The 17,873-nt window shown below is 39.6% G+C and carries 16 protein-coding genes; 6 read left to right on the top strand and 10 right to left on the bottom strand.

All coding sequences use genetic code 11. The features are described from left to right. Positions 1 to 18 precede the first annotated feature (18 nt). Together nblS and purD are read right to left on the bottom strand one after the other, a co-directional pair. Positions 19 to 1,911, bottom strand: a complete 1,893-nt coding sequence (nblS, locus tag H6G76_RS10680; RefSeq protein ID WP_190699532.1) for a two-component system sensor histidine kinase NblS — start codon at positions 1,909 to 1,911, stop codon at positions 19 to 21. 121 nt (positions 1,912 to 2,032) lie between these two features. Further along, positions 2,033 to 3,316 carry a phosphoribosylamine--glycine ligase gene (gene purD, locus H6G76_RS10685; RefSeq protein WP_190699535.1) on the bottom strand — a complete coding sequence of 428 codons (1,284 nt, stop codon included), beginning with the start codon at positions 3,314 to 3,316 and terminating at the stop codon, positions 2,033 to 2,035. 537 nt (positions 3,317 to 3,853) lie between these two features. Here purD and H6G76_RS10690 point away from each other — a divergent pair. The 5 genes from H6G76_RS10690 to H6G76_RS10710 all read left to right on the top strand — a co-directional run bounded on the left by H6G76_RS10690 (position 3,854) and on the right by H6G76_RS10710 (position 9,020). Beyond that, positions 3,854 to 4,801 (top strand): NAD-dependent epimerase/dehydratase family protein, encoded by a 948-nt coding sequence (locus H6G76_RS10690; RefSeq protein WP_190699537.1) that lies wholly within the window; start codon positions 3,854 to 3,856, stop codon positions 4,799 to 4,801. A gap of 330 nt (positions 4,802 to 5,131) precedes the next feature. Further along, complete coding sequence (locus H6G76_RS10695) at positions 5,132 to 6,157, top strand: multicopper oxidase domain-containing protein (protein ID WP_190699540.1); 1,026 nt, start codon at positions 5,132 to 5,134, stop codon at positions 6,155 to 6,157. A gap of 198 nt (positions 6,158 to 6,355) precedes the next feature. Further along, positions 6,356 to 7,396, top strand: coding sequence for a helix-hairpin-helix domain-containing protein (locus H6G76_RS10700; protein ID WP_190699544.1), 1,041 nt, complete (start codon positions 6,356 to 6,358; stop codon positions 7,394 to 7,396). A gap of 152 nt (positions 7,397 to 7,548) precedes the next feature. Then, positions 7,549 to 7,983 carry a bacterioferritin gene (locus tag H6G76_RS10705; RefSeq protein WP_190699547.1) on the top strand — a complete coding sequence of 145 codons (435 nt, stop codon included), beginning with the start codon at positions 7,549 to 7,551 and terminating at the stop codon, positions 7,981 to 7,983. Between the two features lie 89 nt (positions 7,984 to 8,072). Then, complete coding sequence (locus tag H6G76_RS10710; RefSeq protein WP_190699550.1) at positions 8,073 to 9,020, top strand: FTR1 family protein; 948 nt, start codon at positions 8,073 to 8,075, stop codon at positions 9,018 to 9,020. Positions 9,021 to 9,466: 446 nt separating this feature from the next. Here the strand turns inward: H6G76_RS10710 and H6G76_RS10715 are convergent, their stop codons facing one another. The 8 genes from H6G76_RS10715 to H6G76_RS10750 all read right to left on the bottom strand — a co-directional run bounded on the left by H6G76_RS10715 (position 9,467) and on the right by H6G76_RS10750 (position 16,060). Next, the gene (locus tag H6G76_RS10715; RefSeq protein ID WP_190699554.1) at positions 9,467 to 10,234 is read right to left on the bottom strand and encodes an MBL fold metallo-hydrolase; all 768 of its coding nucleotides are present in this window, start codon (positions 10,232 to 10,234) and stop codon (positions 9,467 to 9,469) included. Positions 10,235 to 10,237: 3 nt separating this feature from the next. Further along, positions 10,238 to 10,837: a glutamine amidotransferase-related protein gene (locus H6G76_RS10720; protein WP_190699557.1), complete on the bottom strand. Its 600-nt coding sequence runs from the start codon at positions 10,835 to 10,837 to the stop codon at positions 10,238 to 10,240. Between the two features lie 106 nt (positions 10,838 to 10,943). Then, a complete protein-coding gene (locus H6G76_RS10725) occupies positions 10,944 to 11,393 on the bottom strand; it encodes a diacylglycerol kinase family protein (RefSeq protein WP_190699560.1) in 450 nt (149 codons plus the stop codon). 139 nt (positions 11,394 to 11,532) lie between these two features. Further along, a complete protein-coding gene (gene ybeY / locus H6G76_RS10730; RefSeq protein WP_190699563.1) occupies positions 11,533 to 12,039 on the bottom strand; it encodes an rRNA maturation RNase YbeY in 507 nt (168 codons plus the stop codon). A gap of 43 nt (positions 12,040 to 12,082) precedes the next feature. Then, complete coding sequence (locus H6G76_RS10735; RefSeq protein ID WP_190699566.1) at positions 12,083 to 12,235, bottom strand: DUF3285 domain-containing protein; 153 nt, start codon at positions 12,233 to 12,235, stop codon at positions 12,083 to 12,085. A 134-nt stretch (positions 12,236 to 12,369) separates the two neighbouring features. Beyond that, positions 12,370 to 13,492, bottom strand: a protein-coding gene (gene prfB, locus H6G76_RS10740; RefSeq protein WP_190699569.1) for a peptide chain release factor 2 whose coding sequence is annotated in 2 segments (ribosomal slippage) — positions 12,370 to 13,419 and positions 13,421 to 13,492 — 1,122 coding nt in all. Because the reading frame shifts where the segments join, the coding sequence is not laid out codon by codon here. A 275-nt stretch (positions 13,493 to 13,767) separates the two neighbouring features. Beyond that, positions 13,768 to 14,805 carry an acyltransferase gene (locus H6G76_RS10745; RefSeq protein ID WP_190699572.1) on the bottom strand — a complete coding sequence of 346 codons (1,038 nt, stop codon included), beginning with the start codon at positions 14,803 to 14,805 and terminating at the stop codon, positions 13,768 to 13,770. Between the two features lie 526 nt (positions 14,806 to 15,331). Next, entirely contained in the window at positions 15,332 to 16,060 is a 729-nt protein-coding gene (locus H6G76_RS10750; protein ID WP_190699575.1) for a Bax inhibitor-1 family protein, read from the bottom strand. Positions 16,061 to 16,741: 681 nt separating this feature from the next. Here H6G76_RS10750 and H6G76_RS10755 point away from each other — a divergent pair. Next, the gene (locus H6G76_RS10755) at positions 16,742 to 17,527 is read left to right on the top strand and encodes an RNA polymerase sigma factor SigF (protein ID WP_190699578.1); all 786 of its coding nucleotides are present in this window, start codon (positions 16,742 to 16,744) and stop codon (positions 17,525 to 17,527) included. Positions 17,528 to 17,873 lie beyond the last annotated feature (346 nt).

Raw genomic sequence — 17,873 nt, forward strand, 5'->3', positions numbered from 1 at the left:
AAATCTCAAATGGATTGTTTACTCAAACAAACCTAAATCAAACCAAAAAGTTGTACCAACTCCCACTTCACTAATTAAATGAACCTTACTTCCATGTCTTTCCACGATATTCCTGACAATCGATAAACCCAAACCTGTACCTTCTAAAGTATGAACTCGGTTTTCTACACGGAAGAAGCGGTCAAAAATTGCCTGTTGGTCTTCTGAGGCGATGCCAATGCCAGTATCAGAAACTTCGATTCGCACTTGCCCAGACGGGTTGTGAGGGCTAGATTTAGGAGCTAATTGATAAGCACGGATGGCGACTTTGCCGCCAGCTTTCGTAAATTTCAGGGCATTACCTACCAAATTAGCTAATACTTGCAGTAACAAATCATAGTTACCTTTAACTAGTGGTAAATTCGGGGCAACTTCTTGCAGAAGTTCTATACCTTTATCTTTGGCGTTGAGTTGATAAGTTCGTAATGTCTGTTCAATGGCTTGGGAAAGATCTACGCCATCAAAGTTGTAACTACGACCAGATTCCAACTTAGATAAGTCTAAAACATCGTTAACCAAGCGAGTCAGGCGATCGGTTTCATGGTTAACAGTTTTCAGAAAATCTTGTCGTTGGTCTACACTTAAATCTTCGCCGTAGTCATGCAAAGTTTCAATAAAAGATTTGATATTAAATAGTGGTGTCCGCAGTTCATGAGAAACGTTGCTGATAAATTGGCCTTTAGCTTCGTTAAGTTCTACTTCCCGCGTGATATCTTGCACAGTGATCGCAATGCCTTTAATACTTTCGCGTTGCAAGTTAAGAACTGTAGTCAACAAAATTCGCACAGTCCGCTTAGTTGGTTGATTCAGATGAATGCGAAACTCCGCACTTTCGCATTCACCTGCGGCCATTTCATACAAAGGGCGAGTAATTTCCATTTGTACTGCTGGGGGTAATTGATGTAAAACATTGCTACCTACTACATCATTGCCTTCCCAGCCAAAAATTCTGCGGGCTGTGGGGTTGACTAAAATTACTTGCATATTGTTGTCAATCAACACCGCACCATCGGCAATGGTAGAAACTAAAGTTTCTAATTTGGCTTTTTCTGCTGTTAATTCTTCAATATTTTGTTCTTCATAGCTTTCTAGACGCTCTGCCATATCATTAAAGCTGAGAATTAACTCTCCTAGTTCTCCTCCTAGGGGTAAGTTAATGCGCTGCTTGAAATTTCCGGTGGCGATTTGTTTCACTCCGACCAGCAATTCTTTAATCGGCTTGGTAATGGTTAAAGCGTTAATTACACCTGCCAAAATCACCATTACCCAAATTGTGATAAATACGGCAATGGTAACATCGCGGGTGAAATTGGTAGAAATAACTGCTGTCTGGTTGGGATTAATCCCAATAGCCAACACACCCAGGTATTTTTGATTGACCACTAACGGCACAAATACATCGGTAACGGCTCCATCTGGGGTCATGTGTTGCCGCACCATTGGCTTATCATCATCACCAGGATATTCTTCTGGTAGTTGTATTCGCCGTTCAATAGTCAACAAAGAGTTTTCTACTTCGGGTTCCCAAAACGGAATCCCAAAAAAGATTTTTCCAGTTTCATCAGCGTAAAGCATATACCTCACACTAGAGGTACTGCTGTAAAACCTTTGGGAAAATTGGGCAACCTCAGTGAGATTATTTTCTGCAATGAGGGGGGTAACGTTAGCAGCAAGCAGCAGTCCCAAGTCCCGACCAAAGCGGGTGTCGTTGAGACGGGCATCTTGCTGAATTGTATTCACAGCCCAGAAAGTCAGACCACTCATCACCAAAGAAACCACCAAAGTGGCAACAGCTAGAAGCTTAGTTTGGAGGGTGAAATCTGACCACCAATGGGCGATCGCTTCTCGGATTGTCTTGAACAAAGCCAGCATTGTAAATAGAGTTGTTAGTAGTTTTGGTTATAAACCCCAACAACTAAAAAATTAACAGTTAATTAGGTGAACATGGTAGGAATTAGAGGTGCTTAGGCTAGAGGCTAGAGGTTAATACTATTTACTCAGCACTTAGCACTCGATAACCAATGTCTTTCCTATAATATATTCCTTCAAACTGGATAGATTTCAGCCCTGTGTAGGCTTGAGCGATCGCTTGTTGAAAATTCTCTCCAGTTCCGGTGACATTTAACACCCGTCCCCCATCAGTGACGATTTGCTGTTGGTTGTTCAATTTTGTCCCTGCATGGAAGACGGTGACTCCAGCTGCTTCGGCTTCGCTAATGCCAGTAATCACCTTCCCTTTCTCATAATCCCCCGGATAACCACCAGAAGCCGCCACTACGGTAGCTGCTGCACCACTATGCCAAGCGATGGGGGGCATTTCTCCTAAACGCTGTTCAACACAAGCCAGAATTAATTCTTCCAAGGGTGTGGCTAACAGTGGCAAAATCACCTGAGTTTCAGGATCGCCAAAACGACAGTTAAATTCTAGTACCTTAAAGTTGCCATCGGGTGTAATCATCAACCCAGCGTAGAGTACACCACGGTAGTCTATGCCCTTGGATTTTAGGGTGGCGATCGCTTTTTCTAACACATCTGTTTGCACCCTTGCCATCAGTTCTGGTGTAGCTATTGGTGCTGGGGCATAAGCACCCATCCCGCCAGTATTTTCGCCCGTATCCCCTTCCCCAACGCGTTTATGATCTTGGGCTGGTAGCAAGGGGCGAATTGTTAACCCATCAGTCAAGGCTAAAACGGAAACTTCTTGTCCCTGCAAGCATTCTTCAATAACAACAAACTCACCCGCACTACCAAACTGCCCTTGAAAAATTGTATCAATGGCGTTCTCTGCCTGTTCCACCGTCTCAGCAACCGTTACACCCTTACCTGCTGCCAAGCCATCAGCTTTTACCACTATTGGCGCACCTTGGGCTTGCACATAAGATTTAGCTGCGGCTGCTTCTGTAAATACCGCCGCCTTAGCTGTAGGGATTCCGGCTTCTAGCATCAGGGATTTAGCCCAAGCTTTACTGGCTTCTATTTGCGCTCCAGCCCTGTTAGGGCCAAATACTTTCATTCCCTTGGCTTGCAAGTAGTCTGTAATTCCCTTTGCCAAAGGCACTTCTGGCCCAACTACAACCAAAGAAATGCCGTTTTCTAGCGCGTAGCTGCTTATACCCTCAAAATCATCTACTGCTAAGGGCAAGTTCTGGCAACGCGCCATACTAGCTGTGCCACCATTCCCCGGTACACAGACAACTTGCTCAATTTGGGTAGATTGCAACAATTTCCATGCCAGAGCGTGTTCACGCCCGCCATTACCGACAACTAAAACTTTCACTGATTTCCTCTTGCGTCTTTTGCGACACGAGAATACCCTAGGGCGGCTCGCGGATCAATTTTTCATCAATTTTGGCACTGATGCAAGCCCCTAATGTATTAATCAACAGCTAAATATTAATTTCATCAGCAGCAAAAAAACTTTTCTTACTTAATTTTAAAAAGCATCAAGACATTGTTACTTGCCTTCTTTGCTGTTGTTTATTCACTTACTACACAAGTAGTTTAATTAAATAAACCATATTTATATAGTTATTTTTAATTTTGATTTAACTACTTCTTTATTCCTGAATTATTGTTTTAAAAATATTTTAATTATTATATAAATAATGTTGTTATTATTTTTAATAAACATCAATAAATACACTCAAATCATTTTCGATGTTAGTATTTTTTGAAACTATTAATAATGAATTGTTCGGTATAGAAGTAGTTAATTTATAAATGACCAGTAAATAATGTCATTTATTTTATATAATTATTAACCTGTGAATATAGCTATTAGAGAATTATAAATAAAACTAGGAAGAGAAAGCGTATGCCTAAAATTATCGTTACGGGAGCAGCAGGATTTATTGGTTCTCACATTGCAGAATTACTGTTACAGCAAGGAGAAGAAGTAATTGGCATTGATGAATTCAATGATTATTACGATCCGATGTTGAAGCGTAAGAATATTGCCTATTTAAACTGCTGGCCCAGTTTTACTTTAATTGAAGGGGATATTCAGTTTTTAGCTTGGCAAACATTACTCCAAGATGTTGAGATTATTTACCATCAAGCTGCACAAGCAGGAGTAAGAGCTAGTTGGGGTAAAGGTTTTCGTGCTTATACTGAACGTAATATTAATGCTACACAAGTGTTGTTAGAAGCAGCTAAAGACGCTAAAAACCTGAAAAGATTAGTATATGCTTCAACATCTAGCGTCTACGGTGACGCTGAAACTTTACCAACCCATGAGAGCATTATTCCTCAACCTGTGTCTCCTTATGGGATCACTAAGTTAGCAGCCGAGCGGATGTGTAGTCTGTATTATAAAAACTTTGGTGTGCCAGTTGTCTCATTACGCTATTTCACCGTTTATGGCCCTAGACAACGCCCAGATATGGCATTTCATAAGTTTTACAAAGCTGTGTTGCAAGATGAAGCAATTTCTATTTATGGCGATGGGCAACAAACACGAGACTTTACATTTGTAAGCGATGTTGTCGCTGCCAATTTAGCCGCCGCCACTGTACCGGAAGCTGTGGGCGAAATTTTTAACATTGGTGGTGGTAGCAGGGTAGTTTTAGCAGAAGTTTTAGAAACAATGTCAGAAATTGTTGGTAAGCCTATCAACAAAAACTACATCGACAAAGCAATGGGAGATGCGCGTCACACTGCTGCGGATGTCACGAAGGCAAAACAAATTTTAGGCTATGACCCACAAATTTCTCTACCGGAGGGTTTGTCCCAGGAATGGCAGTGGGTGAAGGCTTTGTATTAACGTCAAGAAGAAGGGTGTGGGGTGTAGGGGAAAATTAGTGGGGGCTTGAACCCAGTTGGCTACGGGGCGGGGTGTTAAAAAAATACAATTTTCTCCTTACCCTTATACCCCATACCTGCACCCTACACCCTGTTTTGCTCAATGGTAGAGCGATCGCTCCCTTTGCGTGAGTAAAGATCTCACACCAATGGTTTATCTAATCTATTACCATAGATAGATGTTAGATAATTATTAAACATTATTGCTAATAATTCTTACTTCTTATAATATAAGTGACTGTAGTTGCAAATATTTTGCAACTTTTTTTGTGCCAACTTTAATTGTAAGGTGATGCCCAATAACTTTGTTCTCGGTAAAGAGGAACTGTTAAGTCGTCGTCAGTTACTGAGATTAGGTATATGTAGTGCTGGGGTTGCAGGTACGGCGGCACTTTGGCATACCCTAAATGCACAAAGCAAGTCAATGGTTAAAGTACCGCCTCTGGAGATGGACGCAACGAAACAAGTTGCTAATCCTATGCAGATGCTGCGAAATTTTGATTATGGAACAGTCAAGCAGGAAAATGGACGTACCATTAGAGAATTTCAGTTAACTGCGGGTACATCTGTAATTCAACTCAATAGTGCTGTTTCCTACAACGTCTGGGATTTAAATGGTCGGATACCAGGGCCAACGCTAAGGGCAAAACAGGGTGAACGTGTAAGGATACTATTTCTCAATAAAGCAGGGCATTCCCACTCTCTACATTTTCATGGTATTCATCCTGCTGGTATGGATGGTATTCGTCCAGTCAGCAACGGTAGTGCTGCAATATATGAGTTTGATGCAGAACCCTATGGGGTTCATTTATACCACTGCCATGTTGAACCAGTTACTCGCCATATTGCCAAGGGTTTATATGGAATGTTTATTATCGACCCTCCCAAGCCGCGCCCCCCAGCCGATGAAATAGTACTGGTGATGGCTGGGTATGACATTAACGATGATAGCCGTAATGAATATTACGCCTTCAATGGATTACCACATTACTACATGGATAATTCCATTCCCATTTATCAAAATCAGTTGATTCGGCTGTATGTCCTCAACATCATTGAATATGATCCCGCAGTGACTTTTCACTTACACGCCAACTTCTTTGATGTTTATCCTACTGGTATGACGCTGACACCTAGCCACAAAACCGATGTCATCACTATGGGTGTCGCGGAACGGCACATTTTAGAATTCGCTTTTCGCTATCCAGGTAAGTATATGTTCCATCCTCACCAAGATGCGATCGCCGAAAATGGTTGCATGGGACAATTTGAAGTGATAGCTGATAATTCTTCTCAAAATTCTTTTAAAAAGTCTTAGCCGGGATAACTCAGTCAATATCTTTCAGAGAGACAATAAATAGTAATTTTAATGGCTTTGAGTCTCAATTATATTGAAAAAAATATAAAAATATAATCACAGATTTTATAGGTAGTTGCAAAAGTATTGCATTACCTGCAAAATGAGCATAGCAAAATTTACAACCCTAGGTTATATCAACTGCTGATCGGAGCAAAAATGAAAAAATTTCGATATGTATGTTTATCTATTGCTACTGCGGTACTTGTTAGTTTGAGTGCTTGTAACAGCACACCAACCGCAGAAAATCCAGCTACACCAAGTGCTAACTCCACCTCAACAGCCCAAGTTACAGAAGCTACAACTCACGCTGGACATAGTAGCAAAGCCAAAATTAATATCAATACTGCTATCTTGTCAGAGTTAGATAAGTTTGAAGCCAAACTAGGTGTGCCAGCCTTATCAAACAAAATTCAGGCTAGCCGTCCCTATGCTAGTCCAGAAGATTTAGTTAACAAAAAAGTAATTACTCAAGAACAGTTTGACCAAATCAAAGACCAAGTAACTGTTCAGGAAGTTGTGCTAACGGGTGAAGCCAAAGATGTTGATTACATGACAAAGTTAGGCTTGATGAAAGGACATCTTTTGGTAGCAAAGGAACTGTTAGATCAAAATCAACCAAAACAAGCAGAACCTCATATTGGGCATCCAGTTGAAGAAATCTATGTTGATGTAGAAGATCAACTAAATGAGCGTAAAGTAAAAGAATTTAAGACAACTTTGGTGAGTTTGCAAGATTTAGTCAAATCTAACCCGAAGAATGCCAAAGTTAAAACAGATTTTACCAGTTCTGTGCAATCTGTGGATGGCGCGATCGCCGCTTTACCAGAAGCCCAACGCACGAAGCCAGGGTTTGTGCTACAGGTAATTAATGGATTGTTAGATGCTGCTAACTCTGAGTATGGGGCAGCGATCGCTGATGGTAAAATAGCCGCAGCCATCGAATATCAAGACTCTCGCGGCTTCGTCGTTTATGCCAACGAATTATACAAAGCTGTTTCTAGCCAAGTAGCTCAAAATAGCCCCGAAGCACACAAAGCCATTGAAGCTAGTCTGACTGAACTAACGAAAGTCTGGCCCAGTGCTATTCCTCCTGCTACACCAGTTAAAACCCCTGAGGACGTAACGAAACTGATAAAAACTATTGAGCAAAACTCTCAAATAGCTATTGATAAATCAAACACGCAAGCACAACGATAGACTCGAAACTAACAGAAAGTACAGAGTTACAAGTTTAAAATGGGTGAGAAGTCAGGAAATAATTAGGTGTTAAAAGTGAAGCTCTGATTATGCTTCGTTTTTAATGGATTACTCATGACACTCCATTTATATTTTGCTGAACTGAACAACTGATGCAAGAGCTTGACCAGAAAAAGACAATAGAACTCCTGAACACCATCATGGAATTTGAGTTAGCAGGAGTAGTACGATATACACATTATTCCTTGATGGTGACTGGCCCTAACCGGATTCCCATTGTGGCATTCTTCAAAGCGCAGGCGAGTGAATCTCTACTTCATGCCCAGCAAGTCGGGGAAATTCTCACAGGTTTAGATGGCCATCCCACTCTCAGAATTGCACCGATGGAAGAAACTTATAAGCATTCTGTCAAAGACATTTTGGCAGAAAGCTTATCCCATGAAAGGAAAGCATTGGAATTATACAAGTCCCTCTTGGATACTGTTACTAATGCCAGCGTTTACTTAGAAGAATTCGCTCGTGGGATGATTGGACAAGAAGAAATGCATAATCTCGAATTAAAGAAAATGCTCCGAGATTTTAGCTAATTGTTAATGGTCAATAGTCAATAGTCAAGGGAAAAAAACTCTTGACTTTGGACTATTGCCTTTAGACTGTTGACTTTGGACTCAGAACAATGAATTTTAGCACTGCCTTACCTACTTTTGTAATTACGCTCCGTGAAGGGGTAGAAGCGGCCTTAGTTGTTGGTATAGTCTTGGCTTTGTTAAAAAAAGCCAAACAATCTCGATTGAATTCTTGGGTGTACGCTGGTGTTGGTGTTGGTATTATCGTCAGCGCATTGATAGGTGTGCTGTTTAGTGTATTAATTCAAGCACTAGGAAAAATTAATCCTCAATATACCTCCGTAGTTGAACCAACACTAGAAGGTGTATTTAGTGTGCTGGCGATCGCTATGCTCAGTTGGATGCTAATCTGGATGACTAAACAAGCCAGATTTATGAAAGCCCAAGTTGAAGGTGCTGTTACAGAAGCACTTACACAAAAAGCAAATGCTGGTTGGGGCGTTTTCAGCTTAATTTTAGTGGCTGTAGTCCGAGAAGGCTTTGAAACCGTGCTGTTCATTGCTGCTAATTTTCAGCAAGGTCTAATTCCGACAATTGGCGCGTTGGGTGGTTTGCTAGTAGCCGCAGGAATTGGCGTATTGTTATTTAAATTAGGGGTCAAAATCAACATCCGCCAGTTTTTCCAAGTTATGGGCGTTTTATTGGTGTTGATTGTTGCTGGATTAGTAGTTTCTGCATTAAAACACTTTGACGAAGCTGTAGCTAACTTAGCTCTTAGCAGTCGTGCTACAGAAAACCTGTGTTTTTACTATGAACACTTTACCAAAATTCACTCTTGCATTTTAGGGCCAATGGTTTGGAATACTTCTAATATTTTGCCAGATGAGCAATTTCCTGGGATTATTCTCAAATCCTTATTTGGTTACAGACAACATCTTTATGTTGTGGAAGCAGTAGGATATATTGTATTTTTGCTAACCGTCGGAGGACTATATTTCCGTAGTTTAAATGGTGGTGTTTCTACAGCCGCTAAAAATGTCTCTTTGGCAGGGAAGTAAAAATGTTTCCAAACTCCACTACCAATCTTTGTGCGTGAGTTCTGTAAACTTGAGTGTATATATTATTGAAAAAGGCGAGCTAGACATTAGCCATATCCAATAAATTTATGACTATGCCACTCGCCACTTAATATACAAGGTTTAATGAGAAAAGCTTTTACACAATATATATTAAAAGTTCCCAAAACTATTGTTAATTAAATAACAAATATACGATTTTGTAAAAAACTTTATAGTAAAAATTTTTACCTCTATAGTTAATCTCATTTAAATTGTAGTTAAATACTAGATAAAATTATCAGTCATCTCACCAAAGTCAGTGGTATTTAGGTAGTAAAATAGAGAGCTTATACTTGCAACTAATAGAGCAGGCATAATACCTGCTCTACAAATTTTAAAAATATTAATTGCTCATTACCGTCCTATCAGGCTGTCATTAAATCAATTTAAAATTTGTAGCTTAAAACCTGTATCACCTTATCTTGGGGTAGTTTATTAGAGCTAATTGTAATAGTGTCACTATTACTACGACGTACAGTAACACCTTGCACCAAGTTGAGAAAGTCATCTAACGGTGAAATATCACAAGCATTAGCATCAGCAGCCTGGGTGCGGAAGTGAGTAGGAATTACTAGTTTGGGGTTTAACACATCGATCGCCTGTTTAGCTTCCTGGGCGTTATAAGCTTTATCACTACCGCCTACAGGAATGAACAGCACATCTGGACGACCCATGAGGATTTTTTGTTCAATAGTAATGGGTGCAGCAATACCACCTAAGTGCAGAATGTTAATTCCTGCTTGCTGCCAACTCCAGACGACATTTTTACCGAATCTTCTGCCACCTTTGCGATCGTGGTCTGTGGAAATTCCTTGGAATTTAATCCCTTGGAACTCATAAACTCCTGCTTCGTAAACTAGCTTGGGATTCCCTGGCAGATCTTCTACTGCACCTTCGTCTAGTAATTGACTGCTAATCAAGACTAAATTTGCACTGACTTTCGGCGCACGATAACCAGCAGTACAACCGATTGTGCGGAATGGATTGGTGAGAATTTTGACTTTGCCACTAGTAATTAAAAAGCACGTATGACCCAACCACTGAACTGATAAACCACCAGATTGTGCGTCAGCTTGGGAGTGCGAACCTAATGTAGTAGCTAAAGCTGTGACTAACCCCGCCCCAGCATAGCCCATCAACTGTCGTCGTTTCATTAATCACTCTCTCGTCTGTAATTGTTCCAGAAAGTTTCGCAATAACTGTTTTCCTGAAGAAGTTAGCACACTTTCTGGGTGAAATTGGACTCCTTGGATGTGAGGATAGTTCCGATGTCGCACTCCCATGATTGTGCCATCTTCAACCCAAGCAGTGATTTCTAATACTTCGGGGCAAGTTGTGCGGTCAATCACCAGACTATGATATCTAGTAGCGGTCATCGGATTTTCTAATCCCTGAAAAACTCCTACATTAGTGTGAGTCACCTGAGAAGTTTTGCCATGCATTAACTCTGGAGCAGAGACGATTTTACCACCAAATACTTGACCAATACTTTGATGACCCAAGCATACGCCTAAAATTGGTAAGCTTGGGCCGAGTTGTTGAATCAAATCCAGAGATATACCAGCATCTTCTGGGCGGCCAGGCCCAGGAGAAATAACTACAAGGTCGGGATGCAAGTCCCGAATTTCTTCTATGGTGATTTTATCGTTGCGAAAAACTTGAATATCTGATGCTATAGGGAACTCTGCGGCTAGTTCTCCTAAATATTGCACCAAATTATATGTAAAACTGTCGTAATTATCGATGACTACAATCACGGCTTAAACTCCTGGTGATCATTACCAGATTCTAGCCGTCAGCGTTAGTAATTATTTAATTTTTAATTTAGAAATTTTTATGGATGAGTGTAATTAATGTCAAAACTTAGAAATTTGACATAATTAACGCTACTAATGGCGGAAGCAGTAGAGTAGCAGCAACTAAAATGGCAACTAAAGCAGAAACTAGCACAGCCCCAGCCGCGCAATCTTTAGCAATTTTTGCCAAATCGTGGTAAGTCTGCTTCACGGTTAAATCTACCAGCGATTCAATGGCTGTGTTTAACAGTTCTAATGCTAGAACTAAGCCGCTAGTGATGCCAATTACTGCTATTTCTACAGGTGACAAATGTAAGAAGATGCTTAAAGCGATCGCTAATGCACAAAAGCTTACATGGATGCGAAAATTGCGTTGAGTTTGAAAACTGTAGGTAATACCAGCCCAGGCATACTTAAAACTCACAAGTAAATTAGCAGCGACTTGCCAGGAAAATTCCCTTTGCTTACTTACCAGTGGTAACTGGTTGGGTGGTGGAGGAGAAACTTGTTGGGACATAAGCTGAGAAACACAACAATAACGTTAGGTAAACTGGGAATCTTCGCCGATTGTAATCATCCAATAAACTTCTCGGCAATTTTCTACACGAGTATTATAAAAGGATGGTTAAGAATTAACAGTGACAAACATCAAAACTTTAATATTCTATGTCAATATCAATACCAACTGTCTTCAGTATTAATACTTGTTGCTTGAGCATTTGCATTAAACTCTCATCATCAGGATGATCCCAGCCTAAAAGGTGTAACAGCCCGTGAGATGCTAACCAAGCTAACTCAGTTGTTAAGTTATGCCCTTGTTGTTGGGCTTGACGTTGGGCTGTATTTACTGAAATCACGATATCACCTAAATACATAGGTTCATCGAGCATTTCCGTATGGTATGGAAAATCTGTTTCTAAAGCGGCAAAGGCCAAAACATCGGTGGGCTGATCTTGATGTCGATATTGAGCATTTAATGATTGAATTTCTGCATCGTCTGTCAAACGCAGCCCTATTTCATAGCTTGGTGCTGGTGGTAGATGAGGTTGAAGATTTTCTAACCAGCGATGAAACCAGTTTTCCCAGGTTTCAGCCTCAACATTTACGGCTAATTGCGGGGAAGACTCGGAAAAAATATCTTGCAAATTTAGTTCAACTTGCACTAACTACAAACTCTCCTCAGCACTTTGGATTTTTGGTTAGTTTTTAACGGGTTAAGTAAGCAAGACCAATTAACAGGGCTAATAGCCCCACAGTACTTAATAAAAAATGTTTTATAGAAGTGCCGCCTTTGCGTACCATGTTCCGCATGGCAAGTTTGACGTAGCTTGGTTGAGGTTCCGTGGAAGGATTGCTCATAATTATTTCGTAACAAATGCTGTTACATATAAATGTAACAGTTTCCTTTGAGTTCTCTGGACATTTTGTGGATTTTCGGTTAAAGAATCAGGAAATGGGTAACAGAGTTATCTATTTCTTGATTCTTTATTTACTTAAGCAGAGTTACTGTCTACTAACTGATTTTCTTGCCGCAGGTAGGCTTGGATGAACATATCGAGGTCGCCGTTCATCACGTCAGCGATCGCAGTTGTTTCGACATTGGTACGTAAATCTTTTACCATCTGGTAAGGATGGAATACGTAGTTGCGAATTTGATTACCCCAAGAAGCTTCCACCATATCACCGCGAATTTGGGCAATTTCTTGCGCCTTTTGTTCACGGGCGATAACTAGCAGTTTGGCTTTCAGGCGAGCGAGGGCTTTTTCTTTATTTTGCAGCTGCGATCTTTCTTCGGTACAGCGCACGGCAAGACCTGTGGGTAAATGCACAACGCGTACTGCTGTTTCTACTTTGTTGACGTTCTGCCCACCTTTACCGCCAGCCCTGGATGTAGTAATTTCTAAATCCTTCTCTGGAATATCCAACTGCACAGACTCATCTATTTGTGGCATGACTTCCACCCCAGCAAAACTAGTTTGCCGCTTGCCATTGGCATTAAAAGGTGAAATTCGCACTAAGCGATGTGTACCTGTTTCTGACCGTAGATAACCATAGGCGTAACGCCCAGTAATTTCTAGGGTGGCTGATTTAATCCCAGCTTCATCACCCTCTGATTCTTCACTGAGTGCTACTTTATAGCCGTGCGCTTCAGCCCAACGAGTGTACATCCGCAGCAGCATAAATGCCCAATCTTGGGCATCTGTGCCACCCGCACCAGCGTTTATTGTCAACACTGCCCCTTCCGCATCGTAGGGGCCAGAAAGTAGCTGTTGTAACTCCCACTGATCAAGGTCACGGTTCAGCTTAGTGATAGTAGATTCCGCTTCTTGCAGTAAGGACTCGTCGGTTTCTAACTCCAACAGTTCCACCACTGCTTTAGTATCTTCTAAGCTGGCTCGCCACTGGTTATAAGTTTCCAGGTGGGATTTGAGGTCGTTAAGTTCTTGCAGCGTTTTTTGGGCTTGGGTTTGATTTTCCCAAAATTCTGGCTGCGCTGATATTTGTTCTAAGTCGTGAATTTTCGCTGTCAGTGCAGGTACGTCAAAGATAGTCCTGGGTTTTACCCAGGCGGCTAGACAACGTTTCGATTTCGCGTTTGAGTTCTAAGACTTCCATAGTGGTTGCTAAATGAAGAGCTACTTAAATGATTTTCTAAGTTTGCTCTTTAGATTTTATTTGTTTTTTTGATTTTAGCGGCAGTTGAGCAAATTCTCTAACTTCAACTACAGATTGTCTGTTAAGCAGGAAAGCCGCCGAGGTTAGCTTACCATTGAACTCCTTCTATAGGATTCCTAAATCATTCGTAAAACCCGTTAGCGATAGCGAGTCTTCGAGTGTCGGAACGAGCGTCAGGGGTTTTGCCTGTGTAGCCGCGACTTTAAGTCGCTTTTTTATAATCTTTCTGGCTTTTTAAACATCCTTTTAATTACTTTTCCTAATTGCTCTATGGCTAAAATCGATATTATTGAAATAGTCGTCAAAAGTAAAAATACCAAAGGTGACCATCTTGGGAAATAAATCAGATCTTGAAAATAGTAATAGCAAAAGAAAGAATGAATCAGCCAAAGCGGAAAAGAATATTTACCTAAATAAGTAAATAAGTTATCTAGATGTAAAAGTTTTACTGTTCTAACAGTAAAATATATGAAAAAAGGTGCAATTAAAAAATCTAATCTTATACCAACTACCAATTTCCATAAATTATCAATTAAAATACATAGTAAAAGACCAAATAAAACAAATATCGTGCCTGCTTTATCGAAATAACGAATATAACGGCTCGAAAAGAAATTTAATTTTGCACATATTATTCCTAAAGCAAATGATGGTTGCCAAATTGCAAAATTGAATAAGTTTTTGTAAGGACTAGCCTTAAAATTTAAAGCCAATAGAAATAAACTGATAAAAACAACAAAAATAGGATTTTTTTCAGCCAATATAAGATAAACAGGGCAGAAAAAAACTAAAATTATAATAAATACCCGAATAAACCACCATTCTTCATTGTAGCTTGAAGACCAGCCTATAAAATTCATTAAAAAAGTTATTGGATCTTTAGAGTAACGAATTTGATCTGAGTTCCAAACTGTTTCTTGTTGAAAAAAAATCAACCCGATTGGGACAAAAATTAGAAAATAAATCCAGTAAGTTAGATAAAACTCTTTAAGTTTTTTTAGCGAATAAAGTATAGGTGAATGTTGAGAACGTGACCATCCTAAAAATACTCCATATCCAGATAAGAACAGAAAAATTGAAACACAGATATTTCCAAAACTGGCTATATAGAACTCCGAATTAAACGTAGGAATGAATGGAATATAACTATTGCCGTGTAACAAGCGATAATTGTAAGCATATAAATGATGAATGAACATCAAACATATAGCTACTCCTTTAGCTGTCGTAGTTCTTTGTTTTGTAAAGTCCATTGAAGTGTTCTTTATTTCGGAAATATTACATTATCATACTGTAAGATAATAATTCAAAGATTGAACTCCAATTTTGTGACAATTTTTCTTGAATTTTGACCGTAAATACTAGCTGATGACTATTTATGATGTATGTAGCATCCTAATAGGAGGATAAATTATACATTTAGCTATATACCAAGACATGAAACTTGATAATAAATTGATAGATCCAAAAATTCTTCTCTCAATTTTGGATAAAATTTTTAGATATAACAACCTGCGATCGCACATTTTTATTAGCGTTTATACTATCTACAAAACGGTAATCATATCTTGTATTTGGCTGTAAAAAATTATTATTTCTGATACGGATAAAAAATGTTTATATCACTTTGGATATCAACTCTCTTCTAGGTTGATGTGATCCCTGAGAGATAGATTGTCTACCAAAATAAATTTTAATCTCTCATAGTAGTAAAAAAACCGTGGTTACTGATTTACAACCACGGTTAAATATTGATTAAACTTTTATAGCTATGGTTACTTAATCACGACCATTAATGGCAATCAGCAACCGTAAGATAAAGATAAACAGGTTGATGTAGGTAAGGTACATCGATAAAGCAGCAGGTAGGTATTGGTCGTTGCGGTAAGTACGGGGCAGGATGTAGAAATCTACGACAGATACTCCCACAAACAGAAACACACCCAAACCAGAAATCCCAATTTCTAGCCAAGATGGGGTATAAACACCAAACAAAGCAAAGATAAATTGGACTGCACAGACAACCACCAAGGCAATAACACCGAGACTGATGGTTTTTGTCAAAGCCATTCCGTCTTGTTCAGACAGGTTTGAACCTATTTGACGGGCAACAATAAAGGTGACACCGCAACCGAGGGCAGCCAAACCAATACCTTGAATACCTACACCTTGGGTTCTCAAGGCAATAAATACTAAGCCACTGAGAGTATAGCCAGATAAAAGGCTATAGGTAGCTAACAAAGGCAACGCAATACCTTTATTGCCTTTTTCAGCAACGTTTTGGGCAACGAAGAAGAGAACTAACTCTAGAATTACCGCACCAATAAAGGTAGGGAAGAAAATTTCTGGGTTAGTACGGATAACGCCTAAACCACCATAGGTTCCTAATGCTGTCAGGACAAGACCACCACCGACGTAAGGTAAAGCGTTAGCAATTACATTCGGGCCGATGAGGGCTTGAGTTCTAGCGTCTCGAATAGCTTCACGAAAGTTACTTGTATTGCTCATACTTGAATTTTTCGCTCTTAAAAGTGCTGTATATTCCTATTCTTACCAATATTGCTCTTGACCAGCTAGGGTATTTTACGAAAAAAATGAGCTTTGGTCTTTGATGAATAGGTTTTGTCTAGGATATTAGCCACTTTGGTGCCTGCATGGTAGGGCTAAAATACACTAAATTTTCGTCAAATACTTAAATCTAGCAATGTCAAAAAAAACGTTTGGAGGGTCAGATTTTTATAACGCCCACTTCCGCTAACTTACCTTATGCTTTGGCTGTAGCCGTTTTATTAGATAAACATTATTTTTATTATTTAGCTTTAATTTTTATTTTTTGAGAGATATATAAGATTAATCAAAAAATATGGTTACTGAGTTTTTATATATTGCTGGCATAAAGATAAATTTACTGGTATGAGCTATGCATCTAACTACAGAAATAGCTAGAGTTAGGTGCAAAAACTAAACATTAATTAACTAAATAAGTTCATATATAAAATAAAAATCAGCTGCAACAACTTACGTAGTGAAATTATGCGTGGAAACACTGAAAGCCAAAGATAGAGCCGAAGTAAGTTCAGTGGAACAACGATGGTTTAATCAGCGTGGTCTAAGGAAAATAATTACAGCTTTGAAGAACATATACGCAACTCCATTTTTTTTAAAAGGAGTGAATAAAAAGGAATTGATATGGCAGCAACTGAGTCTTCTATGCGAATTGACGGGATAGAGTTACTACACTTATACCACCAGAATCCCTCTATTAAACTTCGTAATCAACTTGTACAGTTACATACTGGCTTGGTGCGGAAGATGGCTCATAAGTTTAGCCATCAATGTAATGAACCTTATGAAGATTTAGAACAAATCGGTTATTTCGGTTTGATTAGAGCTATTGAGCGTTTTGACCCCAGTCAAGGATATGCGTTCAGTTCCTTTGCGGTTCCATATATTCGTGGCGAAATGCTACATTTCTTGCGCGATCGCAGTACGTTATTAAAAATCCCCCGTCGTTGGCAAGAATTGTACAATGAAGGCCAAAAAGTTCGCAAAGAATTGTCTTTGTCTTTAGGTCGTCCTCCTAAAGATTCAGAAATTGCCAAGGTACTCAAGGTATCTGTACACGAATGGCAAGAAACTAAGTTGGCTGCACAAAATCGGATGCCTTTAAGTTTAGATGCTACAGCAGTTAATTATGTTGATTGTCAAATTACTTTAGGTGAAGCACTTCCTTGTCCTCGTTCTGCTGTGATGCAACAACAAGAAGAAGAACGCCAACAACTCCAAGGGGCAATCAATATGTTAGAAGAAAAGCCCCGCATGGCAGTAGAAATGGTCTTCTTAAAAGAACTTTCACGTAAGGACGCAGCCAAGAACATTGGTACTAGCCCAATGACTGTAACAAGATATCTGCAAAAAGGTATTAATGATTTGATGTGTTATTTGCAGCCTCAAGCAGTAGCAACAGGGTCTTGATATTTAATACAGCCAAGTGCTGATTGCTAAGTATCAACCCAGTTGCTAAAGGGCTTTGAGCAATCAATACTGCAATAACATATCTGACTACAGTTATAGTAGGCAACAGGGAACAGGTGACAGAGTTAAAATTATTTTGCTGTCTAAGTTTTATCATCTACCAATGCCCTAACTACCTTAGCTATTAATATATATATAAACAATTTTTAATATTTTTCATAAGCTAGCTGGTAGTTTGGGGGGAAAGAATCGGAACCCAATATCTATGCTGCACTTTAATGAGGATGCTGACGGTTATAATAGCCGGGAAATCTAGGTGTGCGTAGGCATAGCCCGCCGTAGGCAT

This window comes from Nostoc sp. FACHB-152 (assembly GCF_014697475.1).
Lineage (GTDB): Bacteria > Cyanobacteriota > Cyanobacteriia > Cyanobacteriales > Nostocaceae > Nostoc_B.

Excerpts from the sequence above, each read along its gene's own strand:
- nblS (WP_190699532.1), bottom strand. The coding sequence starts at position 1,911 with ATGCTGGCTTTGTTCAAGACAATCCGAGAAGCGATCGCCCATTGGTGG.
- H6G76_RS10690 (WP_190699537.1), top strand. The coding sequence starts at position 3,854 with ATGCCTAAAATTATCGTTACGGGAGCAGCAGGATTTATTGGTTCTCAC.
- H6G76_RS10695 (WP_190699540.1), top strand. The coding sequence starts at position 5,132 with ATGCCCAATAACTTTGTTCTCGGTAAAGAGGAACTGTTAAGTCGTCGT.
- H6G76_RS10700 (WP_190699544.1), top strand. The coding sequence starts at position 6,356 with ATGAAAAAATTTCGATATGTATGTTTATCTATTGCTACTGCGGTACTT.
- H6G76_RS10705 (WP_190699547.1), top strand. The coding sequence starts at position 7,549 with ATGCAAGAGCTTGACCAGAAAAAGACAATAGAACTCCTGAACACCATC.
- H6G76_RS10710 (WP_190699550.1), top strand. The coding sequence starts at position 8,073 with ATGAATTTTAGCACTGCCTTACCTACTTTTGTAATTACGCTCCGTGAA.
- H6G76_RS10715 (WP_190699554.1), bottom strand. The coding sequence starts at position 10,234 with ATGAAACGACGACAGTTGATGGGCTATGCTGGGGCGGGGTTAGTCACA.
- H6G76_RS10725 (WP_190699560.1), bottom strand. The coding sequence starts at position 11,393 with ATGTCCCAACAAGTTTCTCCTCCACCACCCAACCAGTTACCACTGGTA.
- H6G76_RS10735 (WP_190699566.1), bottom strand. The coding sequence starts at position 12,235 with ATGAGCAATCCTTCCACGGAACCTCAACCAAGCTACGTCAAACTTGCC.
- H6G76_RS10745 (WP_190699572.1), bottom strand. The coding sequence starts at position 14,805 with ATGGACTTTACAAAACAAAGAACTACGACAGCTAAAGGAGTAGCTATA.
- H6G76_RS10750 (WP_190699575.1), bottom strand. The coding sequence starts at position 16,060 with ATGAGCAATACAAGTAACTTTCGTGAAGCTATTCGAGACGCTAGAACT.
- H6G76_RS10755 (WP_190699578.1), top strand. The coding sequence starts at position 16,742 with ATGGCAGCAACTGAGTCTTCTATGCGAATTGACGGGATAGAGTTACTA.